Here is a 21,375-nt window from a genome sequence, read left to right as displayed (position 1 = left end):
AGACGGACTTTTTCTATTAGTCATGGCCGTTTATTATCATGGCAACAGGCGTTAATACAATTATGATTATTCCAGATATCATCCAAGTGATGCTGATTCCATAAGCATTGGACAAGATTCCAGCTAAGAGTAGTCCAATTCCAGCCGCCCCAGTTCTCATCATTGAAATAAAGGAATCAATGGTGGCTCGATTGGCTGACGAGGTTATGTTCTCTTGAATCATTGTATTTGTGTATGGCTGTGATAACCCTCTTATTACTTCATGTAAGATAAAGGCTATTATTGATATTTTGAGAAAAGGTATGGCTGACAACATAATCATCGTGCCAACGCTTGTTCCGATAACAAGATACCCTATCTTAAAATTTGGAACTCTTTTTTCAAAATAACCAACCATTTCTATTCCAAGCATCTTACAGAAAATTATGCCAACCCAGATATAGCCAAGATATTGACTGCCTGAGATATGAGGGGTAAACCAAGGTTGCCAGTACATGTTTAATGCTTGAAATCCTAGAGTGAAAACAACTGTCACACTAACTATCAAGAACACGACTTGGTGTTTTAGCCCGTATTTTATGCTAGCGCTCGAGATTTGCCTGATATTATTCCAGAGATTTATATCTTTCCTTTTCTTGTGAACAAAGTATTCTTCTTTTACTAACGCAAAGGTAGTGATAGCTAAAATGAGAAAACCTGTTCCAGCAATTGCAAACGGCATTGCCAGGTTTTGCACGCCAAGATATGCTCCGATTAATCCACCAGCCATACTAGCGATGCTGCCAATTCTTCCTTCAAGCTTGAATACATTTATCAACTTGCCTTCCCATTGATAAAAATTGAGGGAATCCACCATCCAAGCCTTAAATGCTCCTGATGATAGCACCAATCCTAACGCTATGATGATTTCAGATGCAACAAATCCAGTGAAACTTTCAGATAGGCTATATACTAGAAAGCCTGCTCCACAGATAATATTTGAAAGAACAAAAGAAAATTTCCTTCCAAATATATCAGCAATCGCGCCGGTTGGTATTTCAAGAACAAAGACAGACAGCATGAAGAAAAAGTTGACTAAACTTACTTGTAATAAGCTCAAATCATTACTCATTAAGTAAGTGACATAGATTGCAGCATGCAATCCTATCAACAATTCTGATGCAGCTGTGATTAATAGGTATGTTTTGATAGTTTGATTAGCCATAATTGGCCTCCTTTTTTTTAGTTTATTATGTTATTTAAAACCCCTGAGTTTTTAGACTCAGGGGTGGTTTAATTTTATTTTTAAATTTTTACTAATAACGAGTTTTCAATTTCTTTAATTTTTTCCAAAAATTTAAAAATGCTCCTGAGTTTTGTTTTTTATCCATAACAAATAAAAATGGGTATGCATTATTGGATTTACCCATAATCATTGTATTCCTCCAAGAACATTTATAGTGTTTTTGATTGTTATTATTCATAATATTTTTTACTTATATCTATTTTGACGAAATTGATATCCTTTTGTTACATCATGATTGACTAACAAGCCCTTTTTTGCTATCATGGAAACAGTTCTTTTTAGAAAACAATTAAAAAAGGAGGCTAAAATTGCCAAAACAAGTATTACCAAATAGAAGTGATTTTGAGTTTATGCAACAGCAGTTTAGGTCATGGGGATTTAGACAAATAGGAGTTAAAGAGTTTCAACAGACATTTAGACGGTTGAGATTAAGGGCTCCACGTTCTAGGCCAGGCAGAGAAGTTGGTTTTGTATTTGCTAAAAATGGACTTGAAGTAACTGCTTGGACAACTTGGATGATGATAGAGCAAAAAGCTCGTGAGTCTGATGCTGCTTGGATAGTTATTTCAAAGCAAGATAATGCTCTTTATTTTTCACATCCAATCCATAGGACCAAGAATTTTGTGGTGACATTTTTAAGACAGGCCTGGATTGCAATGTACAAGATTAAACATAGACCTATTTGTTTGCAATGTAATAAATTTATGAACATTGCCAAATCAAAAGGAATAAAATCTCGTTATTGGTCTTGTTGCAATAAATCAGAACATAAAGATAATCAGCCAGTTTGGTTGAGCTGGGATTATGGGTTGCCACCAAAAGCATTGGCTTATGTGAAAAAAAATAGAAAGCAAAGAACAAAATACAGACAACAACTTGCAGAACAAGGCAAACCACAATATCAATCCTTGAAGAAACGCAAGCCATGGCAAAAACAAACAAACACCCTGTAGAAACTACAGGGTGTTTCTTGATAAAATAGTATATTTTTGTTAAACTAAACAAGTATGATACTATTCATATTGATTTTATTTTTTTTATTATATTATGTTCTTATATTTGAGCCATATAATTTTAAAAATAAAAAAATATCAATAACTATAAAAAATCTACCAGATTCATTTGCTAATACAAGACTTGTTCAAATTAGTGACTTACATTCTAAAAGATTTGGCAGAAAAGAAAAAAAATTATTAAAAAGATTAAAAAAGATATCTCCAGATTATATTTTTATTACAGGAGATATTATTGATTATAAAACAAGGCATTTGGAAGAAATTATTCCTTTTTGGCAGAGATTAGCAAAGCAACATCAATATAAAGTTTTTTGCGTACTAGGAAATCACTCTCATGCCAATACCTCAATTAATGTCCATTTATTTATACAGACATTAAAAAAAACAGGGATAGATGTTTTAATTAATAACAATAGGGAGTTAAAGCAAAAACATAAATCCATTTGGTTGATTGGGGTTGATGACCCACATACCAGGCATGACGATTTTCAATTGGCTAGCCAAGGCATTAGCAAGCAGGCAGTTAAAATACTTTTAGCACATTCTCCTGAAATACTTAGAGACATTAAATCTAAACAAGTGGATTTGATTTTGACAGGGCATACGCATGGTGGACAAGTGAGAATTCCATTTGTGCCCAGTTTTTGGATACCAAGCATATATCGAAGCAAATATGATAGGGGATTATTTATAGTCAAAAAAATGTTTCTATATGTTAATCAGGGTATTGGAGAGGCTGCCTTGCCTATTAGGTTTAATTGTTCGCCTGAAATAACTATAATTAAATTAAAAAATGAAAATTAAAACATTAGTCGTAGGGAGCTTTGAAGCAAATTGTTATTTATTTTCATCTGGCAATGAATTAATTGTTATTGACCCAGGGGATGAAACAAAGAGGATTTTGGATGAGATTAATAAAACTGGCAAATCATTGAAACAGATTATTCATACTCATTATCACTTTGATCACACTTTGAAAAGTGATGAAGTAAAACAAGCTACTGGAGCAGATGTTTTAATTCATCAACAAGAAAAAGATTTTATTGATTTTAATGTAGACAGGTTTTTAAAAAATGATGAAATCATCACAATTGGGAGTCAGTCTTTAAAAATAATCCATACTCCGGGTCATACTTTGGGAAGCATTTGCTTGTTAGGAGATGACTTTATTTTTACGGGTGATACTTTGTTTGAATATGGCTATGGCAGATTTGATTTGCCAGGTGGAGATGAACAATCCCTGAAAAAGTCGCTTAGATATTTGGAATTAATCTTAAGGCAAGATATGATGATTTATCCTGGCCATGGTGTGCCATTTAAGTATAAAAAAAATGAACAAACAATCAGTGATTATATTTAGAGGAATTGTGCAAGGAGTTTTTCTTCGCTTAAATATTCAAAAATTAGCTTTAAAGCTGGGGCTGGTTGGTTGGGTAAAAAATGAGTTAGATGGGTCGGTTAAAGTAAAAGTACAAGGACCAGAACAAAATATCAAGCAATTGATTCAATTAATTAATCAAGGGCTGGGGGCTGCTAAAATAGATAATTTTGAAGTTGATTGGGAGAATGAATTAGTTAATTTTAAAAATTTTAGTATTAAATATTAAAAATAAAAATTATGGAATGGCAAATTTTAATCGCAGGCTTTTGCGGAGGAGTAATCAGGGGATTAGTTGGTTTTATAAAACACCAATTTTCATATAAAAATGTAAAGTTTGATTTATTTTATTTTTTAACAATGACATTTTTGTCTGGATTTATTGGGATGTTTGCAGCTTATATATTCAAATCAACCGCCATGGTTTCTTTAATAGTTGGTTATGCTGGTGGAGATTTTATAGAGAATATTTATAAAATTGCTTTAAAAAAATCCACCATCTCTTTCAAAAAATCCTAGTCCTACTCTTAAAATTCTCCTGAATTACATCCCTTAGTGGCTTTTACCTCACTTAGGGGCCTTGCCCCTAAGTAGAGTAGTAATCAATAATCAGTAATCAATAATCAATAATCAGTAATCAATAATCAATAATTAGTAATCAATAATCAATAATCAATAATCAATAATTAGTAATCAATAATCAAGAATCAATAATCAATAATCAGTAATCAATAATCAGTAATCAATAATTAGTAATCAATAATCAATAATTAGTAATCAAGAATCTCACTTAGCGGCCTTGCCCCTAAGTAGAGTACAAATCAATCACTTAGGGGCCTTGCCCCTAAGTAAAATAAAATAGAGCAAACAATAGAGTAAACAGAGTAAATAAAATAAAAATGAGGATATGTTATGGAAAAATTAAGAATAATTCCAATCGGAGGATTGGAAGAAGTTGGCAAGAATTGTACTGTTTTTGAGCAGATAAAAGAAAACAATGTCCCTGGAGATATTGTTGTAGTTGACATGGGATTGGATTTTCCAGGCCCTGATATGCCAGGGGTGGATTATATTCTGCCAGATATAAGTTATTTAAGAAAAAACAAAAAACGAATTAAGGGGTTGGTAATAACCCATGGCCACTTGGATCACATTGGGGCAATTCATCACTTAATAAAAGAAATAGGCAATCCAAAAATATATGCTAGCAAATTAGCGATTGGCTTCATAAGATTTTATTTAAAAGAATTTAAAATAGATAATGTTAATTTGGTTGAGATTCTTGATGACCAATCATTCTCATTGGGGTCTTTTGAAATTACACCATTTCATGTTGTCCATAATATTCCAGATAGTTTTGCCTTGATTATAAAAACAAAATTTATTAGTATTTTTCATACAGGTGATTTTAAGCTAGATAAAAACCCAGCTGATCAAACACCAATGAATATGAAAAGATTAAAGCAAATTAGTAGGCAGGGAGTTGATTTATATATGGCAGATAGTACTAATGCAAATATAGATGGCACAACCACTCCTGAAAAAGAAGTTGGCAGAGTAATTGATTCAATTGTTCAACAGTCAAAATCAAGGATAATTTTTACAACTTTTTCAACTTTGATAAGTCGCATTTCTCAGGTAATTGAATCCTGTAAAAAATACAATAGAAAAATAGTTGTAGTTGGATTTTCAATTAAAAAAAGTATTGTCATTGCGGAAAGATTAGGGTTTTTAAAGATTCCCAATGGACTAATAAAAGAAGTTAAGGATATTAAAAGTATTCCTGATAAAAACTTGCTAATTCTAGCTACGGGAGCGCAAGGCGAAGAAAGGTCAGCCATGTCAAATATTGCCAGAGGAGAACACAGGTTAGTGCGAATAAAAAAAGGAGATACAGTTGTTTTCTCATCTTCAACCATTCCAGGCAATGAATTATCTGTTCACAGGGTTATCAACGGATTAGTTTCTCAGGGAGCAGAAATAATCTATAGAAGAATGTTAGGATTAGGTGTTCATAGTTCAGGACATGCTTTTGGTAAGGATTTATCAAAAATGTTGAAAATTATTAGGCCAAATTTTTTTATTCCAGTTCACGGAGAACCATATATGAGGTCAACTCATATTAAATTAGCTAAACAAAACAATATCAGGGAATCAAATTGTTTTATGCTTAAAAATGGCAGTATTTTTGAAATAGATGAAATTAAAAATGCCAGAATATTAAGCAAGGAAATTTCGTTAACATCTCCGGTTGTGGAAGGGAAAAACATTAAGATTATAAGTCCTGAAATAATAAAGCAACGCAAAATCATGGCAGAGGCAGGCATTTGTATTGTTTCAATCTCTTATGGAAAAAAGAAAAATTCGCGTAATGTTAAGGTTAACTTTCTTGGTTTGTCGGCAGACAAGCAAATAATAATGGAAACAAAACAAAAAGCTAATGCGCTCACAAAGAAACATGGCACAGACAAAAAGTCAAAAGAAAAAATAGCTTTAAGTTTAAGTGATTTTATATTAAACAAAACAGGCAAAAAACCACTTGTTATTATTGTTTAATATATTTTAATTGGTATAATAAAGTTAAATAATTATTTTTTTTAATAAAATAAAATTATGGAAACAGAAAAAATTGTAGAAAAAATAGAAGGAGTGGTTGAAGCAATTAAAAAACCAAAACATACTTCTAAAATTATAGCAGGGTTTTCTTATTTAGGTGTCTTGGCCATAGGTGTCTTGGCTATCAAACCAAAAAGTGAATATGTTCGCTTTCATCTGAGGCAAGGCGTGGTTTTATTTTTAGCAGAGATAGTCTTTACGCTGATTTGGATAATCCCATTTATTGGTTGGGTAATTGGTTTTTTGGGGTGGATATTATGTTTAGTGCTTTCTGTGGTTGCTTTTGCTCACGCCATTTCTGGTAAAAAATGGAAAATCCCAATAGTATATGGTTTCTCTAAAAAAGTAAACTTATAAAATATTATGTTAGTATTGTGGTTTAAGGATATTGTTATTAAAGATGTGCCTAGGGTTGGTGGTAAAAACGCATCTTTGGGGGAAATGTATAGAAAATTAAATTCAAAAGGAGTGAGAATTCCTAATGGTTTTGCGACTACTTCTGAGGCCTATTGGGATTTTTTAAAACAAGCAGGGCTAAAGCCAAAAATAAAAGCAATACTTGATAACTTAGACATAGCCAACATCAAGCAATTAGGAATAAAGGGGAAGGAAATTAGAGAATTAATTTTATCAGCCCAGCTTCCATTAAAGCTGGAAGATGAAATTGTTTCTTTTTATAAAAAATTATCAGCCCAGTATAATACTCAAGCAGTTGATGTAGCTGTTAGAAGTTCTGCTACAGCCGAAGACATGCCTAGTGCCTCCTTTGCCGGACAAATGGACACTCACCTTAATATAAAAGGAAAAAAGCAATTATTAGAGGCAGTTCAAAAATGTATGGCCTCTCTTTTTACTGACAGGGCAATTGTATATAGGCAAACGAAAGGATTTGATCATTTAAAAGTAGCCATATCAATTGGTATTCAAAAAATGGTTCGTTCAGACATTTCTTGTTCAGGGGTTATGTTTTCTTGTGATACTGAATCAGGCTTTGCTGATGTGACAGTTATTAATTCTTCTTGGGGCTTGGGAGAAAATATTGTTCAAGGCAAGGTTAGTCCAGATGAGTTTATGGTTTACGAGCCAAACCTAGATAAGTTTAAGCCTATTATTAGTAAAAAAATTGGCAGCAAAGAATGGAAGATGATTTATAGTACAGTAAAAGGCAAGTCAGTTAAAAATGTCAGACCAACTTTAAAAGAAAAACAAAGTTTTACATTAACAGATGATGAAATATTAGAATTAGCCAAATATTCAGTAATAATTGAAAAACACTATAGGCGAGCCATGGACATGGAATGGGCAAAAGATGGGCATGACAAAAAATTATATATCTTACAGGCCAGACCAGAGACAGTTCAATCTCAAAAATCGATTGATGTTTTAACAGAATATATTTTTGTTAATAAAAAAACCAGGCAGGTATTTCCTGGACAAAGAAAGTACAAAGACATGGAGTCGCAATTTACGCCAATTGTTAGCGGGACAGCCATTGGTTCAAAAATAGGAGCAGGACAGGCAAATGTGATTAAGAGTGTTAAAGATATTTCAAAATTTAAACCAGGACAAATTTTAATAACTCAAATGACTGATCCTGATTGGGTGCCAATAATGAAACAGGCCCAGGCAATTGTGACAAACTCAGGTGGAAGGACGTGTCATGCCTCTATTATTTCTCGTGAGTTGGGAATTCCGTGTATTGTGGGGACAAGAAACGCTACTAAAAAAATTAAACCAAATCAAGCTATTACGGTTTCATGTGCAGAAGGGGAGACAGGATATGTGTATAAAGGAATCAAAGAATATAAAATCAAACAAACTAAAATTAAAAATTTTAAAAAACCAAACACAAAAATAATGATGAATTTGGCAGAACCAGAACAAGCATTTGCGCTTTCATTTATTCCAAATGATGGAGTAGGTTTAGCCAGAGAAGAATTTATAATTAACAATTATATTAAAATTCATCCCTTAGCACTACTTAATTATTCAAAATTAACCAGTCAAACAGTCAAAAAGCAAATTGATAAAGTAACAGCTGGTTATCCTAGTAAACCCCAATTTTATGTTGATAAACTAGCAGAAGGAATTGGCAAGATTGCAGCTGCTTTTTATCCTAAAGAAGTAATAGTTAGATTTTCTGACTTTAAAACCAATGAATATGCTAATTTAATAGGCGGGAAAGAGTTTGAACCTCAAGAAACCAACCCAATGATTGGTTGGCGAGGGGCTAGTCGTTATTATAGTCCTGAATTTAAAAAAGCCTTTGACCTTGAATGTTTGGCAATTAAAAAAGTGAGACAAGTAATGGGACTAGATAATGTTATTGTCATGGTTCCGTTTTGCAGGACTATTGAAGAAGGGAAAAAAGTATTAGCCATTATTGACAAGCATGGCTTGCGTAAAAAGCAAACAAAATTAAAACCATTACAGGTTTATGTAATGGCTGAAATTCCGTCTAATGTTATTTTAGGAGATGAGTTTGCTAAAATTTTTGATGGTTTTTCAATTGGCACTAATGATTTAACCCAGCTAACATTAGGGCTTGATAGGGATTCTGGCTTGGTGTCTCATCTTTTTGATGAAAGAAACAAAGCAGTTAAAAGAATAGTCACTCAAATGATAACCACGGCTCATAAATATAATAGAAAAATCGGAATTTGTGGTCAAGGACCAAGTGATTTTCCAGAATTCGCTGAATTTTTAGTAGAACAGGGGATTGATTCAATTTCATTGACCCCAGACACAGTTGTAAAAACAAGTTTACAAGTTTTGAAAAAAGAAAAAAAATTAAAGAAATAAGTATTGACAAATCTCATTTTTTTGTTTATCTTGATTATATAGAAAGAGGCAATAAGATGAGATTTTTTATTGCCTAATAATAATTCATTAAAACCTAATTACGGAGAATATAGATGATGACAAATTACAGTTTGAGAAGCCTTACTTTATCAGAAAGTCGCGGGAAAAGAAATCTTAAATGGCTTAGAGAGAATAGCGATGTAAAGATAGATTATAGGGATGATGGAATATGCATCCATAACATTTGCGCAATGAAGGTAAGTGCAAGAAAAAATGGTGAAATAAAAGAGATTCCAATGAGCATTTGTTCAGACGTTATTAAAAATGGAGGAGTAATAATTATAGATGGTAGAACATTTATAGTTGAGTTTTCACATTAACTCAAAAACCAAGCCCGGGCAAAAAAATGCCCGGGCGCTTTATTTTAAGTAGTTTTTTCTTAAAAAGAAAAAAGGGGGCCGATTTTTCAGCCCCCTTGTTTTTAGAACCAGGGATTATTTCTTCATCCAGGGTGGTAATAGACTATCAATTTTGTCATTGAAGTTATTGTAGTTTCCAATAATTTCATTGCTACGTTGATCTTTGACATGGCCTATGCCAACATCATTATAGTCATGATTATGGGTTACTCCACCACGGATTCCAGTAATTGATCCATCGCCACATGGTGTTCTGTATACTGGTCCTGGTCCATTGTCATTGGGATTGTTTATTCCGCTCATGATGAGTTTCTTCTTATCTTGTTATTAAGTAATTGCGCTGAAAACCATTTTTAGTTATACTATTACTCCTTTCTTGCGTTAGGTGTCAATGTATTTTTAAATGATTTTCCTTTACAAAAGGTCAGTATCAATAACAAGTATGACAATAATTATAATTTAGCATATTATGTAAATCTTGTCAATATATATTTTAAATATTGCTTATCACTTAAATATTTGCTATTATGAATTAAATCATGGAGAGGTCGCATAGAGGCCGATTGCGCTGCCTTGGAAAGGCAGTATACCGCAAGGTATCAAGGGTTCGAATCCCTTCCTCTCCGCCAAGTTTCACTTTTACTTTGCCAAAGCTTTTTGTAGCGATAGTGGGGTTGTTATCTCAAGCTTCATAAATCAATCTCTGTTTGACTTTTTGTTTTATATGTGTTATTATATATACATAATAAATTAACTTTAATTATTATGAATTTTGAAAAGAATTCAAATGAAGAAGTATTGGAAGAAAATAAAGGCAAAGACCCTGAGCATGGTCGAACGGAAGAAAAACTAGAAGAAAATAAAGAAGAAGAAATAAAAGATGATTTTGAGACTTCAGAAGAAAGCAAAAAACTAGTAGAAGAAGATATCAAAAAAACAGATGGTTTATTAAAAAAGCTTCGTGCGTTTATTAGTGGCAAAAAAGAACCGCTACTTCCTTCTAGAAAAATTGATATTTCTAAGGAAATTAGAGACCTTCCTTCTCAAAGAGGTTCGGAAATGTGGCATGTAGAGCAAAAATTAGGGAGAAAGCTTAATCCAGGAGAACATAATAATTTCATTAGAAATAAGGAAGAATTTTATATGTGGCTCAAGCAACAGGAGACTGAGAAAGATCCATCCAAAATTGATTCAAGGCTAAGACTTGATCCTAATTTTTACGAAAAAGAGAAATAAGTATTTATTGTATATTAAAAAAGACGGAAGATTACTTCCGTCTTTTTTGTTTGTTTATTATATTTATTTTATTTTTTATTTTCTTTTTGCATATATTTATTTTAGTTTTCGGTATCTCGCGCTTCTACCAAGACCAATGCGTTCGATTTTCTTAAACTGTAATAATCTATCGAGTGCTTGTTTTACAGTAGCTCGAGAAATTTTTGTTTTTTTAACAAGCTTTCCAGTGCTGACTTCTTCTACTTCCTGTAAATACTGCCAAACAGCCAGCTGTTTTTCAGACAAAAGTTTTTCTATGTTTTCTTTTGACAAAAGCTCTTCTGCCATTTCTGCTTGTTGAATTAACATAGTGAAAAAGAATTTAAGCCATGGAGTAATATCCTCTTTTTTTGAACCCATTGTTTTTTGACTTTTACGTAAAGCAATATAGTATTCTGGCTTGTTATCCTCAACCAATTTCTCATGAGATACATAGGGCATGTATTCGTAGCCCTCTTTAAGAAGCAATAGATTTGTCAGAACACGAGAAAACCGGCCATTACCATCTTGGAATGGATGAATCTTTAAAAACTCTACTAAGAGATTAGCGACAATAAGAAGTGAGTGATATTTTTTCTCGGTCAAAGCATTGTTAGTCCACTCAATTAATTCCTGCATTTCTTTGGGAGTAAGATAGGCGGCGGTGGTATCAAAAAGAACACCCACAGACTCGCCAGCTTTATTTACCATGTGGACTTTATTTTCCTGCTTTTTATAATCACCTCGATGTCTTTGGTCTTTATCAACATACTTGAGCAATTCACCGTGGAAATGCTTTATAGTGCCTTCGTTAAGTTTAAGTATTTTCCAAGAATTAAAAACATTTTCTAAAAGTTCATAATAACCTTGAACTTCCTGTTTATCTCGGTCAGTAAATTTCTGGATAGTAATACCTCTCATCATTTTCTCAACATCCTTATCAGATAGTTTTGCACCTTCAATACGAGTAGAAGCACCAGTAGATGTAATCAAAACAGACCGTTTGAGACGACCTAAAACTTGAGGACTTAATTTTGCCCCTGCAATCCATCTTCCTTTTAATTCATCGATCTGTCCTATTTTCGAGATGATGCTGGCTGGGACGTGTTCAAGCCGTTTATCGAATTTATCCAGACCCAGACCCTTTTTAGTGGTATTTTTTTGCTTTTTTATCATAAGATTAATTGGTTATATTAACTATGCCCAATTATAGCCAATTAATAAATATAAGTCAAATTATTTAAACTGTGAGTAACTATTTCTAGCATTTTTTATAAATTATGAATATAGAATTATTTTTGATTTTGTAGATAAAAAGAAAAATGCAGTTAGATTTTATTCTATTGGCAAACACGATATTTATTAATAGATTAATAAAGTTTTAAGTTCAAATTATCACGCATTTCAACTAAAAGGTACTGCCAGATTGAGCTATCACGAAGAGCTTTATTTTACGAGGTCTTAGAGTTAGCACAAGGATATTAAAAAAACACTTAATAAATAAGTGCTTTTTTTGTTTGTTTATTATATTTATTTTATTTTTTATTTTCTTTTTGCATTAAAAATAATAAAAATATAGCCCATTTTTCTAAGGCGGAATCTACTTTTTTCTTGCTTTTTTTATTAGTTATTTTTATTACAGTCATTTTTAATATTTATTATTTTTTTTATCCCTCTCATTATAATATGACGAGTAAAAATATAATTTGTTACAATATTTGTAATTTTTACTAAAAAATTGGATTTTGGAAAATAAAAAAATGGTTGTTAAAATTATTTTTTTTGGTTATTCTTAATATAAATATTACACAATTTTTTATTTTACTTAGGGGCAAGGCCCCTAAGTAGGGCAAGGCCTCTAAGTAGGGGTTTCCACTAAGTTAATAGGGTTATCAGAGCTCACTTAAATAGGACTGACCATTGTGCCTGATCCATGTATAGACAAGCATATAAATAGTAAATATAGCAAAACAAGATAAATGGGATATATACATAGTTTAATTTTAGGAATAGTAGAGGGCTTGAGCGAGTTTTTGCCGATTTCTTCAACCGCTCACTTAATTCTTTCTTCAAAACTGCTGGGATTATCTCAAACTGACTTTGTAAAAACTTTTGAGATTTCAATTCAATTAGGCGCAATTTTGGCAGTGGTTTGGCTTTATTGGAAAAAGTTTTTAATAAAGTACGAGGTGTTGAAAAGAATTGTTATTGCTTTTTTGCCAACAGCTGTTTTGGGTCTTTTGGCTTACAAGATCGTAAAAAATTATTTATTAGAAAGTTATCAGATAATAATTGGCGCTTTATTTTTGGGCGGTATTTTTTTAATTGTTTTTGATTTATTACACAAAGAAAAAGAAAAAGATACTCAGGCAATCAGCAAAATACCTTTTTCAAAATGTTTTTTAATTGGTATTTTCCAATCAATTGCCATGATTCCAGGGGTTTCTAGGGCCGGAGCAACTATTGTTGGCGGACTAATTTTAGGACTGAGTCGCAAAACCATTGTAGAATTTTCTTTTTTGCTGGCAATTCCGACTATGTTGGCAGCCACTGGTTATGATTTATTAAAATCAGGCCTGTCATTTTCAGGAGAAAATTTTATTGCTCTGGGAATTGGTTTTGTTGTTGCTTTTCTAGTGGCTTTAATTACTATTAAGTTTTTTATAAAATATGTTCAAAATAATAATTTTATTTTATTTGGCATTTATAGAATAATAATTAGTATAATTTTCTTTTTATGGGTAATTTAATATCCTTAAAAAAAGAATTAAAAGTATTAAAAAATCCAGACAAAGCAATCATTTTGTCTCGTTTTTTTAAAACAGGGCCAGGCCAATATGGTGCAGGGGATATTTTTCTGGGCATTACTGTGCCAGAACAAAGAAAAGTAGCCCAAAAATACACAAATTTAAAATTAAAAGATTTACAAATATTATTAAAAAGCAAAATTCATGAACAAAGATTAACCTGTTTAGTGATTTTAACTAATCAATTTAAGCAGGCTGATGTTGGGCGACAAAAACAAATAGTTAATTTTTATTTGAAAAATGCCAGAAATGTGAATAACTGGGACTTGGTTGATATTACAGCCTCAAATATATTAGGAGTTTGGCTGATGGGGAAAAAAGATAAAAGTATTCTTTATAAGCTGGCTAAATCAAAAAATTTGTGGGAACGACGCATAGCCATGGTTTCCACTTTTCAATTTATTAAAAACAATCAATTTAATGATACTTTAAAACTGGCTCAGATATTTTTAAAAGACAAACATGATTTAATTCATAAAGCTAGTGGTTGGATGCTTAGAGAGGTTGGCAAACGAGATAAAAAGACATTAGAGGAATTTTTAAAAAAACAGGCACATATTATGCCACGTATGATGTTGCGTTATGCTATTGAAAAATTTTCTAAAGAAAAACGCAAATTCTATCTTTCTTTTGGGGGCCCTGACTCCTGAATTCCCTAAATAAAATTTATCCAAAATTTACTGAGAGGCAAGGCCTCTCAGTAGGTTAAATAGTAGATATAGGGAATTGACAGAAAGGGAGATTTGCGCTATCCTTGTCACAGTAAGAAATAATTTAAAAAAAGGAGGCAGAAATGCAACTTACAACACAAACGCCAAAAGTCATATTTTCGGTAATAATAGGATTTTTTGCTGGAATACTGAATGAAGATGTGTTAATCTTTAGCACGCTCATGTTGCTTGTTTTTTATGCAAGTGGATGGGGGTGGGCTGATTGGGAAGATATAAAAGCAGTATTGACAGGCAACATCACGGAGATTGATATTTTGCTTAGAATGATACCGGTTTTTATCCTGTCACTTATCTGGCTCGGATTATATTTATTCAAAGCAATTAATTTTGGCTTAAAAACATACAAAAGGCTCTCAATGTAGAGCCTTTTTTTTATTCAAAAACTTTGTTATAATATTTTTAATGACTTTATTTTTTATTATTTTATTTAGTATTTTAGGAAGCATCGGTGTTATAATCACAATAGGCAGTTATCTTTTATTCAAAGAAAAAATCCAAAAAATACTTATCCCATTCTTAATAGCATATGCTGGCGGAACTTTATTAGCCTCTGCTTTTTTAGGATTAATTCCAGAAGCAGTGGAGCGGCTTGAATTAAGGCCAATCTTATTAACAGTTCTGATTGGAATTATTATTTTTTTTCTTATTGAAAAAACTATTATCTGGCATCATTGTCATGACCAAAAATGCGAGATTCATAAGGCCTCTGGTCAGATGATTTTAATTGGTGATGCTTTTCATAATTTTGCTGACGGGGTGGTGATTGCAGCTAGTTTTTTGATATCAATTCCTTTTGGCATAATGGTTGGATTTTCTATGATTCTTCACGAAATTCCTCAGGAAGTAGGAGATTTTGCCATTTTAATTCACAGTGGATATAAGAAGAAAAAAGCGTTATTATTAAATATATTATCAAGTTTAACAACTTTGCCAGCAGCAATTCTATCTTATTATATTCTTGAGCCAGTTCAAGGAGTTGTCCCCTATATCATGGCTATTTCAGCTGCTAGCTTTATTTATATTGCCTTGTCTGACCTTGTGCCAGAGCTTCATCGCAAGCATGTTAGTGCTAATGTAAAAAATATCATCACGCAATTTTTATTATTATTAACCGGAATAATTACTATTATTTTATTATTAACTTTTCATCATCACTAATCATTTTAATTAAAAACATATGAAAACAAAAAGCACTCCAAAAGAAATATTTTCCTATTTATTAATGATCGCCACCCTTTATATAGGGGTTGGCAGTTTTATTGCCTTGCTATTCCAATACATCAATTTTCTGTTTCCAGACCAATTAAGTTATAGCTATAATAGTATTAGCGGAGTTGTGCGGGCTTCCATGGCGAATTTAATAATTCTCTGGCCTGTTTTTGTTTTTATGGCTTGGTCTATAGAAAAATTAAACAAAAAATCTCCCGACAAAAGAGATTTGAGATCAAGGGCTTGGCTATTATATCTAACTCTATTTATCGCTGCTGGAGCCATTATAATCGATTTAATCTCCTTGATAAATAATTTTTTAAAAGGTGATTTAACTATTAAGTTTTTTCTTAAATTATTAGTTGTAATGGTAGTGGCTGGAGCTGTTTTTGGTTATTATCTCTGGGATCTAAAAAAACGAAAACAAACCAAATCAAGTATTCCAGGATTGTTTGCTAAAATTAGCTCGTTAGTGATTCTAATTGCTATTATTGCCGGTTTTTTCATAATCGGTTCGCCAGCTCATCAAAGAGATTTAAGAATAGACAATGAAAGAGTTCAGGACTTAAACATGATTCAGTCAGAAATTATAAATTATTGGAGGAACAAAGAAACTCTTCCTAAAAACCTCACTGATTTAGAAGATAGTATTTCTGGATTTATTCCTCCGCAAGATCCTGACACGGATAAGGACTATGACTATAATTTAAAAGATAATTTCAAATTTGAATTATGTGCTACTTTTGCTACAGATAATAAGGGGGATAAATATAATACAAAATATTATAGGGGGTTTGATAAAAAATGGTTGCACGACAAAGGAAAAGTATGTTGGGATAAAACAATAGATCCAGACCTATATAACACAAAAGTTCTAATGGAAAACAGGTTGCCAATTATTTACGACTAAAATAAATATTATGGATGTTGTTGATGAAATAAAATCAAAACTAGACATTGTTGATGTTATATCTGACTATGTTCATCTAAAACAATCAGGCACCAGTTTTAAAGCTCCGTGCCCGTTTCACAAGGAAGAAAATCCATCTTTTCATGTTTCGCAAGAAAAACAGATATGGCATTGTTTTGGCTGCTCCAAGGGTTCGGATATGTTTGGTTTTGTCCAAGAAATAGAAGGAATTGATTTTCCAGAAGCCTTGCGCATTTTGGCAAAAAAAGCAGGCGTTAATATTTCTGAGAAGAAAGATAAAAGTTTTGATAGCGCTAAAACAAAGCTACTTGATATTTGTAATATTAGTGCCAAGTTTTATCATAAAGTATTAATGGATTCAAAATCTGCTAATTCAGCCAGAAAATATTTAAAACAAAGAAATTTAAAGAAAAAAACAATTGAAGAGTTTGAGCTTGGTTTTGCCCCTGACAAATGGGATACTTTATTGAATTTTTTAATTAAAAGAGGTTTTTCCTTTAAACATATTGAAATGGCTGGTTTGATTGTTAAATCTAGAAAATCAAGTAACAAATATTATGATCGTTTTCGTAATAGAATAATGTTTCCAATAAGAGATATGTTTGGGCAAACAATTGGTTTTACTTCAAGAATAATGCCAGAAGCAGAAGATGACCAGATTGGTAAATATATTAATACCCCTGAAACTCAAATCTATAACAAAAGTAGGGTTTTATATGGCTTAGACATGGCTAAACAAAAAATCAGACATTATGATAAAGTAATTCTAGTTGAAGGCAATGTTGATGTCATTTCAGCTCACCAAGCAGATACAAAAAATGTTGTTTGTACCTCTGGCACAGCCTTAACAGATCAACAAGCAAATATATTAAAAAGATATACTGAAAATATAATTTTAGGATTTGATGTTGACCTGGCCGGGCAAACAGCTACCTCTCGAAGTATTGACCTCTTGCTAAAACAAGGACTTGATGTTAAAATCTTAGAACTAACTAAGGGCAAAGACCCTGATGAATGTATTAGAGAGGATATAAAGAGCTGGAAGCAAGCAGTTAAAAATCCAATCCCAATTATGGAATATTATTTTTCATTAGTACTTAAAGATAAGGATTTAGCAAATCTTTCAGACAGAAAAGAGGTCACCAAAACACTTTTGCCAATCATTGCGAAATTAGGGGATTCAGTAGAGCAGGGATTATGGTTAAAAAATCTTAGTAATAAAATAAATGTTTCAGAAGTTTTTTTGATTGATGCTTTGAAAAAGATTAATGCTTCAAAAAGACCAACTTATTCAAGTCAACCTGCTCAGTTAGCAGAATTAAAAACAGGCATTCAACAAATACAAGAAAAATTTTTAGCAATGATTTTAACTTTCCCTGAACAAGGAAAAAAAGTTTTAGATAAGTTATTGTTAGACATGTTTGAAACAGAAAACTTAAAACAAATACTAACCAAAACAAAAGAATATTTTGACAATTCAGAAAAAATTGAAGCAGAAAAAATAAAGAAAACAATCAAAGATAAAGATTTGCTTAATTATTTTACTTTCTTAACTTTTTTAGCAGACAAAGAATTTAAGGGATTTAAAAAGGAAAAAGTGGATAGAGAATTAACCAAGTCATTTAATCTCTTTAAAAAAAGATATTTAAACACCAAAATAGAGAGATTAATAGATGAGTTAAGACATGCAGAGGAAGAAGGTAATAAGCAGGATATAAAAGAAATCAGTCAAAAAATTAATGGATTATCAAAACAAATTTCAAAATGATTTTTAAATAATTTATGTCAATTAAGAAAAAAAAGAAAATTTTAAAAACAAAGGCATTTCTAAAAAAGAAAGCGATTAAATCAAAGACAGCTGTGAAAAAGAAAAAGATTCTTAAGAAAAAAGTGAAAAAGAAAGTGATTAAACCAAAGACAGTGGTGAAAAAGAAAAAATCTCTTAAGAAAAAAGTTGTCAAACTGGTTAAGACAGATCCAATCTATTCAATTAAATTTCCAGAACAAGAGGCGGACAGATTAGCCAACAAAGGGAGAAAAAGGGGATTTGTGACGGAAAATGAGTTACTTCATGTTTTTGTTAGATTAGAAAAGTATTTAGATGAATACGAGGATTTTCTTGATAAATTAGAAAAAGCTGGTATAAATATAGCTGAATCAAAAGAAAATCTATTGGATCAAGAAGAAAAAAAAGACAATAAATTCATGTTAGATTTAAGCAAGTTGTCAGCTGATTCGATTCAGATGTATTTAAAGGAAATTGGCAGAGTATCTTTAATAACCCCCAAAGAAGAAGTAGAACTAGCCAAACTCAAAGACGATGGAGATGAGTTTGCCAAAATGAAGTTAATAGAATCAAATTTGCGTTTAGTTGTCAGTGTTGCTAAAAAATTTTCTGGTTATGGGTTAACTTTTTTGGACTTAATTCAAGAAGGAAACATCGGACTTTTCAGAGCTGTAGAAAAATTTGATTGGAAAAGAGGCTATAGATTTTCAACTTATGCTGTTTGGTGGATAAGACAGGCAATTATCCGTTCATTAGCAGATCAATCAAGAACAATCAGAATTCCTGTCCATGTGGTTGAAGTTTTAGGAAAATTTAAAAAAGCAGACAGATATTTGGCGCAAGCATTAGGCAGGCGACCATCCCCAGAAGAAATAGCTGACGAATTAGAAATAGGCGCAGATGAAGCCAGGTATTTAATTAAAATATCACAAGATGTTATTTCATTAGAAACAACGGTTGGAAAAGATGATGACAAAAATACAGAACTAGCTGATTTTATTGAAGACATAAAAACAATAACACCTGACAAAGTGGCTGCGCTTGCTCTTTTGAAAAAATATATGAAAGAAGTGACCTCAGACCTCTCATCAAGAGAGCAGAAAATACTGGATATTAGATTTGGACTTTCAGACGGAGTAGCTCATACATTAGAAGAAGTTGGACAGGTATTTGGTGTTACTAGAGAGAGAATCAGACAAATTGAAGCTCGAGCATTGGAAAGAATTAGAGAGCTTGGTGATACCAAAAAAATCAAAGATTATTATTGATCCCTGGTCACTAATTCTTAGTCACTAATCATTTATTAATCATTACTAATCTTTTTATATTCACTTCCTCCATGAAATGGTCTAATCTCCTTTTGGAGATTGTGCCTCTTAAGTATAAATCCTTTGATTTTTTAAAAAAATAAAGGCCTGAACTTAAATTATAATTGAATATTATTCCGGAGTAGCTCAGTGGCAGAGCAGCTGGCTGTTAACCAGCGTGTCGGCGGTTCGAACCCGCCCTCCGGAGCCATAAATCAGAACGAAGTTCTGATTTATGCCGTGAACCGAATTTATTCTGGTTCATGGCAATAATTAGTTATTAACAAAATGATAGCCAAATTTTATTATATTTATGTCATTTTAAGTTTTAACGATAGCAAATTTTTAATTAAAGAAAAATGAATAAATTAAGCAGAAGAATAAGTGGAGTCGGACTAACATTATTATCAATTTGGTTTATTTTTTTTCTAGGATTTGTTGATGGTCCAGGAATTGATTTTTTTGCTATCCTTTTAGGAATATTTCTTTTGATTCTTGCTTTTATTATTTTTTTTAATAAAAAAGAAGATGAAATTGAAAAAATAAAAAAACTAATAAAAAATTAATTAAATAAGAAACAGCGGATTTTTTAAATCCGCTGTTGTTGTTCTTTTTGTTATTCGCGACATTTTTTTGCGTCTTTGACTAATTCTTGGTTAGCTGGATCTGCTTCAAATTCAGTAATTTTTTTAAGTGTCTCTCTTGATAATTTATTTTTAGGCTTAGACAAAAAACAATAAGCAATGTATTTCTTATCTTTTTTATCTGATTTTAATAAATCCCCAAGAATTTTTTCAGCTGGTTTGTGCCCATTATAAAAAAAGCAACCAATTTCATTAATAATCAAGCATTCAGGATATTCCCAGCTCGGGTTTTCTAATGCAATCTCTAGTTCACGAAAAGCAAGTGCTGTTTGTCTCATTTAAGAACCCCCCTTATTTTGTTTTTAAAGTGTCTCAAAAAATTATAAATTCTTTTGAGTTTTGATATACTTTAGCATATCAGATTTGGTGTTTTTGTCAAGAATATAAAAAATAGTATTAAAAAATAAATAGAAGATCAATAATATTAAAAGCGAAAGCCCTAAGATTTTAATCTCAGGGCTTTTTATTGACTGGACATGATTAACATTTGTTACTCCTGTTCAAGAATAATATTCCGACCATCTTTTGTCTTAAAAGAAAAAATATCATGTATTTCGTCTATTGGTATTTTTAATCTTAAGGGCGGTTTGTCATATATTCGTCCCTTTTTATTGATTCTTTCTTGAACAATAGTAATCTTTAGATGACTTTTTATCAACCACAATTTATCAATTCTCCCTAATGGAGAATCTGGCGCATCTTGTTTGCATGACAAGATTTTTCCATAAAATGGCAGATATGCTTGAAGTTGTTCTATCAACTTTTTCATCTGTTCTATGTCCATGGGTTTATTCTCGTGTATAAACACAATCGTCTCCTTTTGATTGTTAATGAATAAAGGGATTATCCCTTCTAATGCTTATAAAATAGCAGATTTGGTGTTTTTGTCAAGAATATAAATATGTAATAATATTTAAAAATATGATACAATGAAAGCATGAAGATAAAAAGGTTTGTATATATTTTTCTTTGGGTTGTGCTAGGAATTATTATTAGCACGATAATTCATGCCTTAATAGAAATCCCAGTGCTTAAATATCTTGTAAGTGGATTAAATTGGTCGCAATGGCAAATAATCCATGACATTGGTTCAGTAATTCTTTTTGTTTTGGGAATATTAGGAGGTTGTTTGGCAGGAAAATATTGGTGGAGAATTATTTATATTGATAAAAAATTTAAAAAATAAGAAT

The 21,375-nt window shown here is 31.7% G+C and carries 23 protein-coding genes and 2 tRNA genes; 20 read left to right on the top strand and 5 right to left on the bottom strand.

Going from position 1 to position 21,375, the window contains the following annotated elements:
• Window positions 1-16: 16 nt before the first annotated feature.
• Window positions 17-1,204, bottom strand: coding sequence for an MFS transporter (locus ISS06_00950; GenBank protein MBL7053756.1), 1,188 nt, complete (start codon window positions 1,202-1,204; stop codon window positions 17-19).
• 431 nt (window positions 1,205-1,635) lie between these two features.
• Here ISS06_00950 and ISS06_00945 point away from each other — a divergent pair, with 431 nt between their 5' ends.
• The 8 genes from ISS06_00945 (at window position 1,636) to ppsA (ending at window position 9,097) form a co-directional block, all read left to right on the top strand.
• Window positions 1,636-2,238 (top strand): hypothetical protein, encoded by a 603-nt coding sequence (locus ISS06_00945; protein ID MBL7053755.1) that lies wholly within the window; start codon window positions 1,636-1,638, stop codon window positions 2,236-2,238.
• A 54-nt stretch (window positions 2,239-2,292) separates the two neighbouring features.
• Complete coding sequence (locus tag ISS06_00940) at window positions 2,293-3,105, top strand: metallophosphoesterase (GenBank protein MBL7053754.1); 813 nt, start codon at window positions 2,293-2,295, stop codon at window positions 3,103-3,105.
• Complete coding sequence (locus ISS06_00935) at window positions 3,095-3,661, top strand: MBL fold metallo-hydrolase (GenBank protein MBL7053753.1); 567 nt, start codon at window positions 3,095-3,097, stop codon at window positions 3,659-3,661. Before ISS06_00940 ends, ISS06_00935 begins: the two co-directional genes overlap by 11 nt.
• Window positions 3,633-3,908 carry an acylphosphatase gene (locus tag ISS06_00930; GenBank protein ID MBL7053752.1) on the top strand — a complete coding sequence of 92 codons (276 nt, stop codon included), beginning with the start codon at window positions 3,633-3,635 and terminating at the stop codon, window positions 3,906-3,908. Before ISS06_00935 ends, ISS06_00930 begins: the two co-directional genes overlap by 29 nt.
• Before the next feature lie 11 nt (window positions 3,909-3,919).
• Window positions 3,920-4,198 (top strand): hypothetical protein, encoded by a 279-nt coding sequence (locus tag ISS06_00925; protein MBL7053751.1) that lies wholly within the window; start codon window positions 3,920-3,922, stop codon window positions 4,196-4,198.
• A 393-nt stretch (window positions 4,199-4,591) separates the two neighbouring features.
• Window positions 4,592-6,235, top strand: coding sequence for a ribonuclease J (locus ISS06_00920; GenBank protein MBL7053750.1), 1,644 nt, complete (start codon window positions 4,592-4,594; stop codon window positions 6,233-6,235).
• 57 nt (window positions 6,236-6,292) lie between these two features.
• Window positions 6,293-6,652: a hypothetical protein gene (locus tag ISS06_00915; protein ID MBL7053749.1), complete on the top strand. Its 360-nt coding sequence runs from the start codon at window positions 6,293-6,295 to the stop codon at window positions 6,650-6,652.
• Between the two features lie 6 nt (window positions 6,653-6,658).
• The gene (gene ppsA / locus ISS06_00910) at window positions 6,659-9,097 is read left to right on the top strand and encodes a phosphoenolpyruvate synthase (GenBank protein MBL7053748.1); all 2,439 of its coding nucleotides are present in this window, start codon (window positions 6,659-6,661) and stop codon (window positions 9,095-9,097) included.
• Between the two features lie 494 nt (window positions 9,098-9,591).
• On the opposite strand, the gene ISS06_00905 is transcribed toward ppsA, so the two are convergent.
• Complete coding sequence (locus ISS06_00905; protein MBL7053747.1) at window positions 9,592-9,819, bottom strand: hypothetical protein; 228 nt, start codon at window positions 9,817-9,819, stop codon at window positions 9,592-9,594.
• 238 nt (window positions 9,820-10,057) lie between these two features.
• Between ISS06_00905 and ISS06_00900 the strand changes: the two genes are divergently transcribed.
• Window positions 10,058-10,145, top strand: a tRNA-Ser gene (locus ISS06_00900).
• Between the two features lie 136 nt (window positions 10,146-10,281).
• Window positions 10,282-10,752 (top strand): hypothetical protein, encoded by a 471-nt coding sequence (locus tag ISS06_00895; protein ID MBL7053746.1) that lies wholly within the window; start codon window positions 10,282-10,284, stop codon window positions 10,750-10,752.
• A gap of 96 nt (window positions 10,753-10,848) precedes the next feature.
• Here ISS06_00895 and ISS06_00890 read toward each other — a convergent pair whose 3' ends face one another.
• The gene (locus tag ISS06_00890; protein MBL7053745.1) at window positions 10,849-11,946 is read right to left on the bottom strand and encodes a Fic family protein; all 1,098 of its coding nucleotides are present in this window, start codon (window positions 11,944-11,946) and stop codon (window positions 10,849-10,851) included.
• 803 nt (window positions 11,947-12,749) lie between these two features.
• Between ISS06_00890 and ISS06_00885 the strand changes: the two genes are divergently transcribed.
• The 9 genes from ISS06_00885 to ISS06_00845 all read left to right on the top strand — a co-directional run bounded on the left by ISS06_00885 (window position 12,750) and on the right by ISS06_00845 (window position 20,107).
• Window positions 12,750-13,520, top strand: coding sequence for an undecaprenyl-diphosphate phosphatase (locus ISS06_00885; GenBank protein MBL7053744.1), 771 nt, complete (start codon window positions 12,750-12,752; stop codon window positions 13,518-13,520).
• Window positions 13,508-14,227: a DNA alkylation repair protein gene (locus ISS06_00880; protein MBL7053743.1), complete on the top strand. Its 720-nt coding sequence runs from the start codon at window positions 13,508-13,510 to the stop codon at window positions 14,225-14,227. The genes ISS06_00885 and ISS06_00880 overlap by 13 nt, the downstream gene beginning before the upstream one ends.
• Before the next feature lie 143 nt (window positions 14,228-14,370).
• Window positions 14,371-14,670 (top strand): hypothetical protein, encoded by a 300-nt coding sequence (locus ISS06_00875; protein ID MBL7053742.1) that lies wholly within the window; start codon window positions 14,371-14,373, stop codon window positions 14,668-14,670.
• A 40-nt stretch (window positions 14,671-14,710) separates the two neighbouring features.
• On the top strand, window positions 14,711-15,466 hold the full coding sequence (locus ISS06_00870) for a ZIP family metal transporter (protein MBL7053741.1): 756 nt from the start codon (window positions 14,711-14,713) through the stop codon (window positions 15,464-15,466).
• 19 nt (window positions 15,467-15,485) lie between these two features.
• A complete protein-coding gene (locus tag ISS06_00865; GenBank protein ID MBL7053740.1) occupies window positions 15,486-16,427 on the top strand; it encodes a hypothetical protein in 942 nt (313 codons plus the stop codon).
• Window positions 16,428-16,437: 10 nt separating this feature from the next.
• On the top strand, window positions 16,438-18,216 hold the full coding sequence (locus ISS06_00860) for a DNA primase (GenBank protein ID MBL7053739.1): 1,779 nt from the start codon (window positions 16,438-16,440) through the stop codon (window positions 18,214-18,216).
• A 14-nt stretch (window positions 18,217-18,230) separates the two neighbouring features.
• Window positions 18,231-19,502 carry a sigma-70 family RNA polymerase sigma factor gene (locus tag ISS06_00855; GenBank protein MBL7053738.1) on the top strand — a complete coding sequence of 424 codons (1,272 nt, stop codon included), beginning with the start codon at window positions 18,231-18,233 and terminating at the stop codon, window positions 19,500-19,502.
• 175 nt (window positions 19,503-19,677) lie between these two features.
• Window positions 19,678-19,752 (top strand) — tRNA-Asn (locus ISS06_00850).
• A 148-nt stretch (window positions 19,753-19,900) separates the two neighbouring features.
• Window positions 19,901-20,107 carry a hypothetical protein gene (locus ISS06_00845; GenBank protein MBL7053737.1) on the top strand — a complete coding sequence of 69 codons (207 nt, stop codon included), beginning with the start codon at window positions 19,901-19,903 and terminating at the stop codon, window positions 20,105-20,107.
• Window positions 20,108-20,157: 50 nt separating this feature from the next.
• On the opposite strand, the gene ISS06_00840 is transcribed toward ISS06_00845, so the two are convergent.
• Both ISS06_00840 and ISS06_00835 read right to left on the bottom strand, forming a co-directional pair.
• Window positions 20,158-20,463 carry a hypothetical protein gene (locus ISS06_00840; protein MBL7053736.1) on the bottom strand — a complete coding sequence of 102 codons (306 nt, stop codon included), beginning with the start codon at window positions 20,461-20,463 and terminating at the stop codon, window positions 20,158-20,160.
• 212 nt (window positions 20,464-20,675) lie between these two features.
• The gene (locus ISS06_00835) at window positions 20,676-20,969 is read right to left on the bottom strand and encodes a hypothetical protein (GenBank protein ID MBL7053735.1); all 294 of its coding nucleotides are present in this window, start codon (window positions 20,967-20,969) and stop codon (window positions 20,676-20,678) included.
• Between the two features lie 153 nt (window positions 20,970-21,122).
• Here ISS06_00835 and ISS06_00830 point away from each other — a divergent pair, with 153 nt between their 5' ends.
• Entirely contained in the window at window positions 21,123-21,371 is a 249-nt protein-coding gene (locus ISS06_00830; GenBank protein MBL7053734.1) for a hypothetical protein, read from the top strand.
• Window positions 21,372-21,375: the final 4 nt, after the last annotated feature.

This window comes from Patescibacteria group bacterium (assembly GCA_016784145.1).
GTDB lineage: Bacteria > Patescibacteriota > Patescibacteriia > UBA2591 > UBA6264 > BS150m-G65.
Note: the sequence above shows the minus strand (reverse complement) of the source record. Positions and strands in the feature narration are given on the sequence as shown.

Bases quoted from the DNA above. Each gene is read 5' to 3' on its own strand.
- ISS06_00855 (MBL7053738.1), top strand. From the start codon at position 18,231: ATGTCAATTAAGAAAAAAAAGAAAATTTTAAAAACAAAGGCATTTCTA.
- ISS06_00935 (MBL7053753.1), top strand. From the start codon at position 3,095: ATGAAAATTAAAACATTAGTCGTAGGGAGCTTTGAAGCAAATTGTTAT.
- ISS06_00905 (MBL7053747.1), bottom strand. From the start codon at position 9,819: ATGAGCGGAATAAACAATCCCAATGACAATGGACCAGGACCAGTATAC.
- ISS06_00925 (MBL7053751.1), top strand. From the start codon at position 3,920: ATGGAATGGCAAATTTTAATCGCAGGCTTTTGCGGAGGAGTAATCAGG.
- ISS06_00895 (MBL7053746.1), top strand. From the start codon at position 10,282: ATGAATTTTGAAAAGAATTCAAATGAAGAAGTATTGGAAGAAAATAAA.
- ISS06_00890 (MBL7053745.1), bottom strand. From the start codon at position 11,946: ATGATAAAAAAGCAAAAAAATACCACTAAAAAGGGTCTGGGTCTGGAT.
- ISS06_00940 (MBL7053754.1), top strand. From the start codon at position 2,293: ATGATACTATTCATATTGATTTTATTTTTTTTATTATATTATGTTCTT.
- ISS06_00840 (MBL7053736.1), bottom strand. From the start codon at position 20,463: ATGAGACAAACAGCACTTGCTTTTCGTGAACTAGAGATTGCATTAGAA.
- ISS06_00860 (MBL7053739.1), top strand. From the start codon at position 16,438: ATGGATGTTGTTGATGAAATAAAATCAAAACTAGACATTGTTGATGTT.
- ISS06_00950 (MBL7053756.1), bottom strand. From the start codon at position 1,204: ATGGCTAATCAAACTATCAAAACATACCTATTAATCACAGCTGCATCA.
- ISS06_00915 (MBL7053749.1), top strand. From the start codon at position 6,293: ATGGAAACAGAAAAAATTGTAGAAAAAATAGAAGGAGTGGTTGAAGCA.
- ppsA (MBL7053748.1), top strand. From the start codon at position 6,659: ATGTTAGTATTGTGGTTTAAGGATATTGTTATTAAAGATGTGCCTAGG.
- ISS06_00920 (MBL7053750.1), top strand. From the start codon at position 4,592: ATGGAAAAATTAAGAATAATTCCAATCGGAGGATTGGAAGAAGTTGGC.
- ISS06_00845 (MBL7053737.1), top strand. From the start codon at position 19,901: ATGAATAAATTAAGCAGAAGAATAAGTGGAGTCGGACTAACATTATTA.
- ISS06_00870 (MBL7053741.1), top strand. From the start codon at position 14,711: ATGACTTTATTTTTTATTATTTTATTTAGTATTTTAGGAAGCATCGGT.
- ISS06_00930 (MBL7053752.1), top strand. From the start codon at position 3,633: ATGAACAAACAATCAGTGATTATATTTAGAGGAATTGTGCAAGGAGTT.
- ISS06_00885 (MBL7053744.1), top strand. From the start codon at position 12,750: ATGGGATATATACATAGTTTAATTTTAGGAATAGTAGAGGGCTTGAGC.
- ISS06_00835 (MBL7053735.1), bottom strand. From the start codon at position 20,969: ATGGACATAGAACAGATGAAAAAGTTGATAGAACAACTTCAAGCATAT.
- ISS06_00830 (MBL7053734.1), top strand. From the start codon at position 21,123: ATGAAGATAAAAAGGTTTGTATATATTTTTCTTTGGGTTGTGCTAGGA.
- ISS06_00880 (MBL7053743.1), top strand. From the start codon at position 13,508: ATGGGTAATTTAATATCCTTAAAAAAAGAATTAAAAGTATTAAAAAAT.
- ISS06_00875 (MBL7053742.1), top strand. From the start codon at position 14,371: ATGCAACTTACAACACAAACGCCAAAAGTCATATTTTCGGTAATAATA.
- ISS06_00945 (MBL7053755.1), top strand. From the start codon at position 1,636: ATGCAACAGCAGTTTAGGTCATGGGGATTTAGACAAATAGGAGTTAAA.
- ISS06_00865 (MBL7053740.1), top strand. From the start codon at position 15,486: ATGAAAACAAAAAGCACTCCAAAAGAAATATTTTCCTATTTATTAATG.